The 12,093-nt window shown below is 71.1% G+C and carries 10 protein-coding genes; 3 read left to right on the top strand and 7 right to left on the bottom strand.

Features of this window, described 5'->3' with window-relative positions:
* Positions 1 to 53: 53 nt before the first annotated feature.
* From typA to ACRWK8_RS20600, 4 genes are all read right to left on the bottom strand, one after another.
* Entirely contained in the window at positions 54 to 1,946 is a 1,893-nt protein-coding gene (typA, locus tag ACRWK8_RS20615) for a translational GTPase TypA (protein ID WP_378742445.1), read from the bottom strand.
* Positions 1,947 to 2,114: 168 nt separating this feature from the next.
* Positions 2,115 to 2,543 (bottom strand): (deoxy)nucleoside triphosphate pyrophosphohydrolase, encoded by a 429-nt coding sequence (locus ACRWK8_RS20610; protein WP_378742443.1) that lies wholly within the window; start codon positions 2,541 to 2,543, stop codon positions 2,115 to 2,117.
* A gap of 85 nt (positions 2,544 to 2,628) precedes the next feature.
* On the bottom strand, positions 2,629 to 4,854 hold the full coding sequence (recD2, locus tag ACRWK8_RS20605) for an SF1B family DNA helicase RecD2 (RefSeq protein WP_431872252.1): 2,226 nt from the start codon (positions 4,852 to 4,854) through the stop codon (positions 2,629 to 2,631).
* A gap of 16 nt (positions 4,855 to 4,870) precedes the next feature.
* The gene (locus ACRWK8_RS20600) at positions 4,871 to 5,278 is read right to left on the bottom strand and encodes an MmcQ/YjbR family DNA-binding protein (RefSeq protein WP_352388416.1); all 408 of its coding nucleotides are present in this window, start codon (positions 5,276 to 5,278) and stop codon (positions 4,871 to 4,873) included.
* Positions 5,279 to 5,442: 164 nt separating this feature from the next.
* Here ACRWK8_RS20600 and ACRWK8_RS20595 point away from each other — a divergent pair, with 164 nt between their 5' ends.
* A complete protein-coding gene (locus ACRWK8_RS20595) occupies positions 5,443 to 6,522 on the top strand; it encodes a serine/threonine-protein kinase (RefSeq protein WP_378742435.1) in 1,080 nt (359 codons plus the stop codon).
* Here the strand turns inward: ACRWK8_RS20595 and ACRWK8_RS20590 are convergent.
* The gene (locus ACRWK8_RS20590) at positions 6,479 to 6,970 is read right to left on the bottom strand and encodes a hypothetical protein (RefSeq protein ID WP_378742433.1); all 492 of its coding nucleotides are present in this window, start codon (positions 6,968 to 6,970) and stop codon (positions 6,479 to 6,481) included. The two genes, ACRWK8_RS20595 and ACRWK8_RS20590, sit on opposite strands and share 44 nt — an antisense overlap.
* A 381-nt stretch (positions 6,971 to 7,351) precedes the next feature.
* Here ACRWK8_RS20590 and ACRWK8_RS20585 point away from each other — a divergent pair, with 381 nt between their 5' ends.
* A complete protein-coding gene (locus tag ACRWK8_RS20585) occupies positions 7,352 to 9,496 on the top strand; it encodes a 5'-nucleotidase C-terminal domain-containing protein (RefSeq protein WP_431872249.1) in 2,145 nt (714 codons plus the stop codon).
* 103 nt (positions 9,497 to 9,599) lie between these two features.
* On the opposite strand, the gene ACRWK8_RS20580 is transcribed toward ACRWK8_RS20585, so the two are convergent.
* Positions 9,600 to 10,331, bottom strand: coding sequence for a hypothetical protein (locus ACRWK8_RS20580; protein ID WP_431872247.1), 732 nt, complete (start codon positions 10,329 to 10,331; stop codon positions 9,600 to 9,602).
* 178 nt (positions 10,332 to 10,509) lie between these two features.
* Entirely contained in the window at positions 10,510 to 11,196 is a 687-nt protein-coding gene (locus ACRWK8_RS20575) for a hypothetical protein (protein ID WP_431872245.1), read from the bottom strand.
* A 217-nt stretch (positions 11,197 to 11,413) separates the two neighbouring features.
* Between ACRWK8_RS20575 and ACRWK8_RS20570 the strand changes: the two genes are divergently transcribed.
* Positions 11,414 to 12,082: a response regulator transcription factor gene (locus ACRWK8_RS20570; RefSeq protein WP_026128827.1), complete on the top strand. Its 669-nt coding sequence runs from the start codon at positions 11,414 to 11,416 to the stop codon at positions 12,080 to 12,082.
* Positions 12,083 to 12,093 lie beyond the last annotated feature (11 nt).

The following is a 12,093-nucleotide window of genomic DNA, read 5'->3' as shown; positions in this document are numbered from 1 at the left end:
CCCCCCCCCCCCCCGCTCCGGGAACCGGAGGACCGACCGTCCCCGTCCGCCGCCTACTGCTGCTGGCGCTTCCGGTTCGCCGTGATCCGGCCGCGCTCCTTCTGGTCGAGGATGACCTTGCGGATGCGGACGTTCTCGGGCGTCACCTCGACGCACTCGTCCTCGCGGCAGAACTCCAGGGCCTGCTCCAGGGAGAGCTTGCGCGGCGGCACCAGGCGGACGAGCTCGTCGCCGGTGGCCGAACGCATGTTGGTGAGCTTCTTCTCCTTGGTGATGTTGACGTCCATGTCGTCGGAGCGCGAGTTCTCGCCGACGATCATGCCCTCGTACACCTCGGTGGTGGGCTCGACGAACAGCGTGCCGCGCTCCTGGAGGTTGAACATCGCGAACGCGACGGCCACACCGGCGCGGTCGGCGACCAGGGAGCCGTTCGGCCGGGAACGGATGTCACCGAACCAGGGCTCGAACTTCTCGAAGACGTGGTTGGCGATGCCGGTGCCGCGCGTCTCGGTGAGGAACTCGGTCCGGAAGCCGATGAGGCCGCGGGACGGGACCAGCCAGTCCATGCGGACCCAGCCGGTGCCGTGGTTGACCATGTTCTCCATACGGCCCTTGCGGACGCTCAGGAGCTGGGTGATGGCGCCCATGTACTCCTCGGGCGCGTCCACGGTGAGGCGCTCGACCGGCTCGTGCACCTTGCCGTCGATGTTCTTGGTGACCACCTGGGGCTTGCCCACGGTCAGCTCGTAGCCCTCACGGCGCATCTGCTCGACCAGGATGGCCAGCGCCAGCTCGCCACGGCCCTGCACCTCCCAGGTGTCGGGACGCTCGGTCGGGAGCACGCGCAGGGAGACGTTGCCGATGAGCTCCTTCTCCAGGCGGTCCTTGACCAGGCGGGCCGTGACCTTGGCGCCCTTGACCTTGCCGACCAGCGGCGAGTTGTTGGTGCCGATGGTCATGGAGATGGCGGGCTCGTCCACCTTGATGAGCGGCAGCGCCACGGGGTTCTCGGGGTCGGCGAGGGTCTCACCGATCATGATCTCCTCGATGCCCGCGATGGCCGCGATGTCACCGGGGCCGGCCTTCTCGGCGGGCTTGCGCTCCAGACCCTCGGTCATGAGCAGCTCGGTGATCTTGACCTGCTGGGTGGTGCCGTCGGTGCGGATCCACGCGACCTGCTGGCCCTTGCGGAGCTCGCCCTGCTGGACCCGGACCAGGGCCAGACGGCCGAGGAAGGGGGAGGCGTCCAGGTTGGTGACGTGGGCCTGGAGGGGCGCGTCGGGGACGTACTCGGGGGCCGGGATCGTGTCCAGGATGGTGGAGAACAGCGGGACGAGGTTGTCGTTGTCGGGCACGGTGCCGTTGGCGGGGCGCTCCAGGGAGGCCTTGCCGTCACGGGCGCACGTGTAGACGATCGGGAACTCGATCTGCGACTCGTCGGCGTCCAGGTCCATGAACAGCTCGTAGGTGTCGTCCACGACCTCGGCGATCCGGCTGTCGGGCCGGTCCACCTTGTTGATCACGAGGATGACGGGGAGCTTGGCCGCGAGGGCCTTGCGGAGCACGAAGCGGGTCTGCGGGAGGGGGCCCTCACTGGCGTCGACGAGGAGGACGACACCGTCCACCATCGACAGACCGCGCTCGACCTCGCCACCGAAGTCGGCGTGGCCGGGGGTGTCGATGATGTTGATGACCACGTCCTCGCCCTCGGGCGTGGTGTAGTGCACCGCCGTGTTCTTCGCGAGAATGGTGATGCCCTTCTCGCGCTCCAGGTCGTTGGAGTCCATCACACGGTCGTCGACATCCTGGTTCTCCCGGAAGACTCCGGACTGCCAGAGCATGGCGTCAACGAGGGTCGTCTTGCCGTGGTCGACGTGAGCCACGATGGCGACGTTGCGCAGGTCACTGCGGCGGGCGGAGCCCTCGACGGGCGTAGCGCTGGACATGCTTAAGTCTCGATCTCCTGTACTGGGTAGAGACCGCAGAGTGCCACGGCCCGTAGCCAGTTTATGCGGTCATAGCGGGCTGGTTGGGATACGTACAGGCCACCCCGGTTAGTTTCGTCACCCTGGAAGGGGTGCGGCCCGGGGTCCTCGGATCGCCCGGAAACCCTGTCAGTACGGGGTTTCGCGCGTCCGGAGGAGCGGTGAGAGAGCCGCCAGGAAGGGGACGTCGGCGGGCATCCAGTCGAGGTCCCGGAGCCCCTCGTCGGGCACCCAGCGGACCGCCCGGTGCTCCAGCGCCCGGGGCTCCCCGGCGAGCAGCTCGGCCCGCAGCAGGCGCAGGACGGCGGGGCGGGTGTGGCCGTCGGAGGGCGCGGGGAAGGGCACGTCGGCGCCGACCGGTTCCCCGGCCCGGACGGTGACGCCCAGCTCCTCCCGGCACTCGCGCACCAACGCCTGGGCGGGGGTCTCCCCCGGCTCGGTCTTGCCGCCGGGGAACTCCCACAGGCCGCGCAGGCGCTCGGGTTCGGCTCGCTGGGCGGCCAGGACGTGTCCGTCTCGGATGATGGCCGCGCCCACCACGATCAGTGTCTCTCCCACGGGAAACCACCCTAGGGCCTCGCGGCCCGCCCGGGGCGTGGTCGGGAAACCCGGGAGGGCGTCCGAGGAGGCGGACCACCGGGGCTCAGGCGGAGACGTCGGCCGGGGGTCCGATCAGTCGGTGGGCGAGGGAGGTGTACCGCCGTCCCGAGGAGGCGTTGGCGACCGCGCGGTCCAGGGCCCGGCGGGATCCCACCAGCACGACCAGTCTCCTGGCCCGGGTGATCCCGGTGTAGAGCAGGTTGCGTTGGAGCATCATCCAGGCCGATGTGGTGACGGGGATGACCACGGCCGGGTACTCACTGCCCTGGGAACGGTGGACGGTGACGGCGTAGGCGTGGGCGAGTTCGTCGAGCTCCGCGAAGTCGTAGGTGACCTCCTCGTCCTCGTCCGTGCGCACGGTCAGTTCCTGGGCCACCTGGTCGATGCCGGTGACCACCCCCAGGGTCCCGTTGAAGACCCCGTTCGCTCCCTTGTCGTAGTTGTTGCGCACCTGGGTGACCTTGTCCCCCACCCGGTACACCCGGCCGCCCAGTCGGCGCTCGGGAACGTGTTCTCCCGGCGGGGTCAGGGCGTCCTGGAGCGCGGCGTTGAGGTTGACGGCACCGGCCGGTCCGCCCTTCATGGGGGTAAGGACCTGCACGTCACGACGGGGGTCCAGAGAGAAGCGGCGGGGGATGCGACGGGCGACCACGTCCACCACGGTCTCGGCGGCGTCCTCGGCCTCGTCGCAGGCGAACAGGAAGAAGTCGGACATCCCCTGGAACTCGGGCGCCTCCCCCTGGTTGATCCGGTGGGCGTTGGTGACCACACCGGACTGCTGGGCCTGGCGGAACACGTGGGTCAGGCGCACCCGCGGGACGGGGGAGCCCTCCTCCATCAGGTCGCGCAGGACCTGCCCGGCGCCCACCGACGGCAGCTGGTCCACGTCACCGACGAACACCACGTGCGCCCCGGGGGGAACCGCCTTGACCAGCTTGTTGGCCAGGATCAGGTCGAGCATCGAGGCCTCGTCCACCACGAGGAGGTCGCAGTCCAGGGGGTGGTCGCGGTCGTGCGCCGCCTCGCCGCCGGGGCGCAGTTCGAGGAGCCGGTGGACGGTGGAGGCCTCGTGGCCGGTCAGCTCCGTCAGCCGCTTGGCGGCGCGTCCGGTGGGTGCCGCCAGGATGATCCTGGCGTCCTTGACCGACGCCATGGCGACGATGGAGGCCACCGTGTAGGACTTGCCGCAGCCCGGGCCTCCGGTGAGCACGCAGACCTTCCTGGTCAGCGCGGTGCGCACCGCCTCACGCTGAGCCTCCGCCAGGGTGGCGTCGGAGCGCCGGTCGAGCCAGTCGAGGGCCCGGGGCCAGTCCACGTCGGTGAAGGCGGGCAGCCGCTCCAGCGGCGTCTCCAGCAGGGAGCGCAGCCCGGAGGCCAGGCCGATCTCGGCGCGGTGGAAGGGGAGCAGGTAGACCGCGCGGACCGGCGCGCCCCCCGGGTCGGGCACGGTCTCACGGACCACGCCCTCGGCGGCGACCAGCTCCGCCAGGCACTCGATCACCAGCCCCGCCTCCACCTGGAGGATCTTCACGGCGGCGGAGATGAGCCGTTCCTCGGGCAGGAAGCAGTGCCCGTCGCCGGCGGACTCCGAGAGGGTGAACTGGATGCCCGCCATCACCCGTTGCGGGCTGTCGTGCGGGACCCCGACCGCCCGGGCGATGGTGTCGGCGGTCCGGAAACCGATCCCCCACACGTCCGAGGCCAGCCGGTAGGGCTCCTCCTGGACGACCCGGATGGAGTCGTCGCCGTACCGCTTGTAGACCCGCACCGCCAACGAGGTGCTGACCTGGACTCCCTGGAGGAAGACCATCACCTCCTTGATCGCCTTCTGCTCCTCCCAGGCGTCGGTGATGAGCCCGGTGCGCTTGGGGCCCAGCCCGGGGACCTCGATCAGCCGGGCGGGGTCCTCCTCGATGACGTCGAGGGCGTCGACGCCGAAGTGGTCGACGATCCGCTCGGCCATCCGTGGCCCGATTCCCTTGATCAGACCGGAACCGAGGTAGCGGCGGATGCCCTGCACCGTGGCGGGCAGCACCGTGGTGAAGTCGTCCACGTGGAACTGGCGGCCGTACTGGGGGTGCGATCCCCAGCGGCCGTACATCCGCAGTGACTCGCCGGGTTGGGCGCCGGGAAGGGAGCCGACCACGGTCAGCAGGTCGTGGCTCCCGCGCCCGGTGTCGACCTTGGCGACGGTGTAGCCGTTCTCCTCATTGGCGAAGGTGATCCGTTCCAGGACGCCCTGGACCACCGCCCCCGCGGGTGTCGGCATGGCGTTCCCCGTCCTCTCAGCGGCCGTCCGTGCCGGGGAGCGGCGGTGCCTCGTCCCCGAGGACGGCCAGCACGCGGTCGCGGTCCGCTCTGCGCAGCCCTCCGGCCACCCGGGTGTAGGAGTGCGCCAGCATCTCCAGCAGTTCGTCGTCGGGAACGGTGCCGTCCAGCCGCACGGAGTTCCAGTGCCGCTTGTTCATGTGCCAGCCCGGTGTGACGGCGGGGTACCGCCCGCGCAGCTCCAGGGCGAGTTCGGGGTCGCACTTGAGGTTGACGGTCGCACGCTCGCCGCCCGTGCCACCGGTGAGCAGGGCGAACATCTTCTGGTCGGCCACCTTGTAGACGAGTGCTCCCGGCCCGAAGGGCTCGCTCTCCCGGGCCTCGGGAAACCACAGCGCCGCGTCGATGAACTGTTCCGGTGTCATGTCCCTCCCCCTGTCCCCTTCGAGCCTGTCAGACCGCACCGACCTTCGGGAGTCCCCTCCCCCGGCCTGTGGACGACTCTCCCGGGGCCGCGCGGGGGCGGGCGCCGAACGGGGCGCGCGGATATGATCCGGCTCGAACCTCCCCACGTCCGGTTGGAGTGCCCATGAAGGCGCGCGGTGTACGCAGGCTCGCCCCGCTCGTACCGGGGGACCCCTGGGAAGTCGGCGGGCACCGGGTGCGCGGCCGGGTCGGCGCGGGGGGCATGGGCACCGTGTACGCCGCCGAGTCACCCGGTGCCCACGGCTACCTGGCCGTCAAGGTGGCCCACCCGGAGCTCGCCCACGACCGGCGCTTCCGGGAGCGGTTCACACACGAGGCGCGCCTGCTCGCCAGGGTGGACAGCCCCTGTGTGGCGCGGTTCGTACGTGCCGACGTGGGCGCGGAGCCACCGTGGATGATCACCGAGTACGTGCCGGGGCCGACGCTGCGCCACCACGTGGAGCGGTTCGGGCGGCTGCGGGGCGGGATGCTGCTCGGGCTGGCGGCGGGCGTGGCGGAGGCCCTGCGCGCCGTGCACGCGGCAGGAGTGGTGCACCGCGACCTCAAGCCCGGCAACGTGGTGCTGTCCGCGCGGGGGCCCAAGCTCCTGGACTTCGGGATCGCGCACGCCGTGGAGGACCCCGACCCCACCAAGTGGCGGCGGCTGCGGCGGATGCGCCGGGCCTACCGGGCGCTCGGACTGCCCTCACCGGCGGGACTGTCCGACGAGCGCACCGCCCGGATGCTCGACCGCCGGGGCACCCCCGGGTGGATCAGCCCGGAGCAGTACCGGCGCCGACCCACCACGCACGGGTCCGACGTGTTCCTGTGGGGCGCCACGGTGGCCTTCGCCTCCGTGGGCCACGATCCGTTCGGGACCGCGCCGCCGAGGGAGATGGCCCGGAGGGTGACCACCGAGGAGCCCGACCTGCGCTACCTGCCCGTGGGGCTGGAGAAGCTGGTGGTGGCGGCGTTGAGCAAGGACCCCGACGACCGCCCGCGCTCCGGGGAGCTGCTGCGCGCCGTCCTCGACCTGGAGGGCCCGGAGGGCGGGGTCCGTACCCCGGCGGGCGCCGGGGAAGCGGGGGTGCGCGGATTGCTGGACCGCCACTGGACCAGGGTCGCGGTGCGGCAGCCGCTGCCGCCCCGCGAGTGGTCGCTCAGAGCAGGCCGAAGTAGGCGCGGCTCTCCTTGGACCACATGAAGGCCAGCATGGCGGCGGCGAAGCCCAGCGGGACGATCGCGAGGAGCTCGCCCGAGAGCAGGGCCCACAGCAGGATGCCCGCGGCGGCCCCCTGGAACAGCAGGGCGCTCCAGAAGACGCCCACGGTGCGGCGGCGCAGCCGGGTGGCGACGAGCACCGACAGCGTCCCGTAGACGCCGGTCACCAGGGCCATCAGCCCCATGTACGAACGCATCATGTCGGCGTCGAAGGCCAGCGCCACGCCCTGCTCGGCGGCGAGCGCGGCCTGCTCGTCCAGGGCCTCCTCCATCACCTCGGCGGGCGCGGACAGCCCCATCACGAAGAGGAGCAGGAGCAGGAGGCCGCTGACGCCGCCGACGAGCATCAGCGTACGGACGGTCACGACCCGGCGGGGCATGGGGGCGTCGGGACGCAGGGCCTCCAGATGAGGGGCGTCGAAGTCGGGCATCCCGCGTTGCGAGGGCACCCCACCCTGTCCCGAGTCGGGGTCGTACGGGTCCTGGCCAGAGGGAAACACGGACGTCCTCCGAGGGAATCGAGCCGACTGTCCCCTCCATGGTAGGGGCGTACCGTCGTGGGGGCGCGGGCCCGTGGGTGGCGCGGGCCCGGTTCGGTCCGAAACCAACTACGGAACGAGACCGCAATCGAACCCAGGTGACCCTGGGCTACCGTCTCGGGTCGAGAACCAGCACGCACACGGAGATTCCGCAAATCGTAACCCCCCGGCCCGTGTCCCCACACCCGTCCCCATCTAGGGTGAAAAAACTCCGACCCCTCCCGCCCCCGGGGCGGAATCCCCGCACAGTCCCCCAAAGGAGTCACAGCAGACATGTCCAGACTCGTGCGCGCGACCGGCGCACTGATCCTGACGGGCGCGCTGGTGGTGCCCCTGGCCCCCGCGGCCAGCGCGTACGCACCCACGGACACCCCTGTGGGCGAAGCCGCGTTCACCCTCACCCTGCTGCACGGCAACGACCCCGAGTCCGCGCTCCTGCACGCCTCGGCCGACCCGGACTTCGGCGGAGCCGCGCGGTACACGACGCTGCTCGACCAGCTCCGCGACAGCGAGAACGCGGGCACCGAGGCCGGAGACGGCGAGTCGGCCCACCGCGGCGTGGTCGCCGTGAACTCCGGAGACCTCTACCTGCCCGGTCCGGAGTTCGCCGCCTCCCGGGAGGAGGGCGCGCCGTTCTACGACGCGATCGCCACCTCCCACGCGGAGTACGACGCGATCTCCATGGGCAACCACGAGTTCGACTTCGGCCCCGACGTGTACGCCGAGTTCATCGGCGCCCTGCCCGAGAGCACCCCCGTGGTCGCCGCCAACGTGGACGTCTCCGGTGAGGCCGCACTGGCCGCCCTGGAGGCCGAGGGCCGGATCGCCCCGAGCACCGTCGCCGAGGTCGAGGGCGAGCGGATCGGCATCGTCGGCGCGCTGTACCCGCCGCTGGCCTCCATCACCAGCCCGCGCGACGTCGTGGTCGACGAGGTCGTCGGCCCGGTCCAGGCCGAGGTGGACCGTCTCACGGCGGAGGACGTCGACAAGATCATCCTCATCTCGCACCTCCAGAACATCACCTACGAGGAGCGGGTCGCCAAGGAACTGACGGGTGTGGACGCCATGGTGGCCGGGGGCGGCCACGAGGTGATGGCCAACCCCGACGACGCCCTGGTCCCCGGCGACGAGGTCACCGTCCACCCGGGCTCCGGCGAGCCGCTGTCCTACCCGCTGGTGGTGGACAACGCCGACGGCGACGCGGTGCCGATCGTCACCGCGGGCTCCAACTACAAGTACGTGGGCCGTCTGGTCCTCAACTTCGACGCCGCTGGCGACCTCCTGACCGTGGGCGACCGCTCCGGCCCGGTGCGGGTCTCCGGCACCGGCGACGACGCCGTGGAACCGCACCCCGAGGTCGAGGCGCAGGTGACCAAGCCGGTCACCGACTACGTCGCGGAGCTGGCCGAGACCGAGGTGGCGCGGAGCGAGGTCGCCCTGGACGGCACCCAGAACCCGGGCGTGCGCACGCAGGAGACCAACCTGGGCAGCCTCATGGCCGACGCCCTGCTGGACACCGGCAGGCGCAACGCTGACGAGTACGGCGTCCCCGAGCCGCGGATCGGTATCCAGAACGGCGGCGGCATCCGCAACGCGTCGGTGATCCCGGCCGGTCCGCTGACCGTGCTGGACACCTACTCGGTCGCGCCGTTCGCCAACCAGGTCGCCGTGGTCCCCGAGATCCCGCGCGGCCAGATCAAGGAGCTCCTGGAGCGCGGGGTGGCCTCCGCACCCGCCGCCGACGGCGGGTTCATGCAGGTCGCCGGGGTCAACTTCGCCTACGACCCGGAGCGGACCGCGCAGGTCGTCACCGAGGACGGCGAGGTGACGACCCCGGGAAAGCGGGTGCGCAACGCGATCCTGCACGACGGCACGGTCATCGTCGAGGACGGCGAGGTCGTGGACGGTGACGCCATCTCGGTCGTCACCAACGACTTCTCGGCGGCCGGTGGCGACATGTACCCGTTCCGCGACGCCGACTTCACCGTGGTGGGCTCCACCTACCAGGGGGCGCTGGAGCGCTTCCTCACCGGAACCCTCGACGGCCGGATCAGCGCCGAGGACTACCCGGAGGGCGGCGCCGGTCGCATCGTGATCGGGGAGAAGGCCACCGTGCCCTCCGGAGGTGACGACGGCGGTGACGACACGGACCCGACCGAACCGCCCGCTTCACCCAGCCCGAGCCCCAGTCCGAGTCCGAGCCCGACCGACGGCCCCACGAGTGGTCCCACCGACGGCCCGGGCAGCGGGAAGCCCGGAAGCCCGGACGACGGGAAGGGCGGCACACTGCCGGTCACCGGTGGGGCCCTGACCAGCCTGATCGTCGCCGCCGTGCTCGCCATCGGCGCCGGTGGCGGCGCCCTCTACCTGAGCCGCAAGCGCCGGTCGGCCACGGGCACCGGGGAGATCGGGGGCTGATCCCCCACCGTCCGCCGCCGAGCGCGGGCGCACAGTGAACGCGGGCCCGCCCGAGTGGTGACTCGGGCGGGCCCGCGTCGTCGTGCTCGGGGCCGGGGAGGGATCAGCAGTGCGGCAGTCCCTCGATCGGCTTCCAGGGCTCGTTGTCCCGGAAGGCGGTGGCGCTGACGAAGACGTCGCGGTTGCCGGTGTCGTCGTCGGTCAGCGCCCACCAGGTCGAGTAGGCGTCCTCACCGTCGGAGTGCGGTTCGCCCTCCACCTGGCAGAAGAAGTAGTGGCGTCCGGTCCAGAGCCAGCCGCCCGTGGGGTACCGGCTCTCCTGGGACCAGTAGGTCCGCGCGTCACGCCAGGTGGTGTAGTAGTGGCGGCGGGAGAACGTCGTGGCCGCCGGCTCGTTGGCCGGTTGCGCGGTCGGTGCGGCCGTCGGCTCGGCGACCGGTGCGTCCGGTGGCGCCGTCTGCTCCGAGGACGGTCGAACCGGCGGTGGGGTGGTCGGTTCCGCCGAGGGCTCCGTCGACTGAGGGGGCGACCCGCCGGGGGATCCGTTGGTCGGCCCGGTGGGACGTCCGGTGGGTGGTCCGTTGGTCGGTTCGTCGTCCCGGGGGTTCACCGGGGTCTCGACCCGGACGGCCTCCGCCACGGTGAGCCCGGCGGCCGGGGACGCGAGAACGGTCGGCAGGCAGACCGCCAGGGCCAGGGCCAGCGTGAGTGCGCGGGGAGCGCCCCGACGCGTGCTCGGCTCCGGGAACGCCCCCTGTTCCCGCCACCCCCTCGGGCGGGTCGGCCCCTTCGGGCCGCCGGGTCGGTTTCCGGCCTTCTCGTCGCGACGCACCATCCGCACTCCTCGCGTGTCCCCGGACCGGGATCGGGGTCCGAGTTGAGTGACGGGCCCGGCGGGGACGACGCGTGCCCTGGGGCCCGTCAACCACCACCAACACCACCATTGCCACCCCTATCATCACCCAGAGTGTTCAAGTGGACACGTCACGACGCGGCGGATCGTCGGAAGCGGCTCAGCAACCGGCGAAGGACCTGGCGTCCCGGGTCATGTCGTCGCGCTCGGACTGGTCCGTGTCGCCGCCCTCGAACCAGATGAACACGATGTGGCAGGCGTTCTGGGCGTCGACCATGTCGTTGTCGTCCTCCTCCGCCTGGGAGCGCAGGTTCACGATGACGATCGAGGCGGTCAGGATGTCGTCGAAGTCGATGACGCGGGCGACGTTGGTGTCCATCGCGCTCGTGCAGGAGAGGGTCTCCTCCTCGCCGCCGTCGCAGAGGTCGTCGGTCACGTCCCGACCCCCGTTCATGCCGTAGTCACCGCTGAGCTCGGAGATGACCTCCTCGACGGTCACCTTCTCCTGGGGCTCCTCCGTGGGGAGGTCACTCGGCTCCTCGGCCGGCTCCGATCCGGGGAGGGGGTCCTCGGTCGGACTCGGGGACTCCTCGGGTGCGGGCGAGGGGGAGGGTGACGGCGAGGGTCGCGGATCGGACTCCCGATCGGCGGCGATCCGGCTGGTCACGACGCCGCCCAGCGCGAGCCCGCCGCCGAGGAAGGAGGCCCCGGCGAGGATGGCGATGACGGCGAGCACCGCGACGAGGCCGGTGCCGTACCGGCCCCGGGGAGGAGGTGGGCCCTGCGGCGCGCCCCGGGGCGGAGAGCCGAATGCGTTTCCGCCCGGCGGCGGCGGGTGGGGATTCACGTCCTGGAGCTCCTCTGCTGTCCTGGAGTTCTTTCGAAGGGCACTCCTACACCCCGCCGTCGAGCCTCCCAGTTTCACCAAGAACATGCAAAGAAAGAGCTCCTGGTAACCATTTGCACTATTTGACCGGTATGTGATTCGCGTATTTTCGGCCAACCTTGGGCCATCCGGCGCGCATAATAGGGAAATGCGCCACCCTGGACCTACGATCGGCTCCATGACCTGCGTTTTGCTGGCCGAAGACGATGTCTCGATCTCCGAGCCTCTCGCGCGCGCACTACGACGCGAGGGCTACACGGTGGATGTGACCGTCAACGGCATTGAGACACTCGACCGCGCCCGTGCGGGAGACATCGACCTCATGGTCCTGGATCTCGGGCTCCCCGAAATGGACGGCCTTGAGGTGGCACGTCGGCTCCGCGCCGAGGGTCACGGAACGCCGATCCTCATCCTGACCGCCCGAGCGGACGAGGTCGACACAGTCGTCGGCCTCGACGCCGGAGCCGACGACTACGTGACCAAGCCGTTCAGGCTCGCCGAACTCCTGGCCCGTGTCCGCGCCCTGCTGCGGCGTGGCGGGGCCGAGGTGCCGGTGGTCCACGGAGTCCGCATCGACAACGACTCGCGCCGTGCCTGGCTGGGCGACCGCGAGCTCCAACTGACCACCAAGGAGTTCGACCTGCTGCGCGTGCTCGTGCGCGACGCGGGCAAGGTGGTCACCCGTGAACAGATCATGCGGGAGGTGTGGGACACCAACTGGTGGGGGTCGACCAAGACCCTCGACATGCACATCTCGTGGCTGCGCCGCAAACTCGGTGACGACGCCAACCAGCCTTCCTACATCACGACCGTCCGGGGCGTGGGGTTCCGGTTCGAACGAGACTGACACGACCTTGG

The sequence above is a fragment of the Nocardiopsis eucommiae genome (genome assembly GCF_965344335.1).
Lineage (GTDB): Bacteria > Actinomycetota > Actinomycetes > Streptosporangiales > Streptosporangiaceae > Nocardiopsis > Nocardiopsis eucommiae.
The sequence above is the reverse complement of the archived record's forward strand: the minus strand, read 5'-3'. Positions and strand labels throughout refer to the sequence as shown.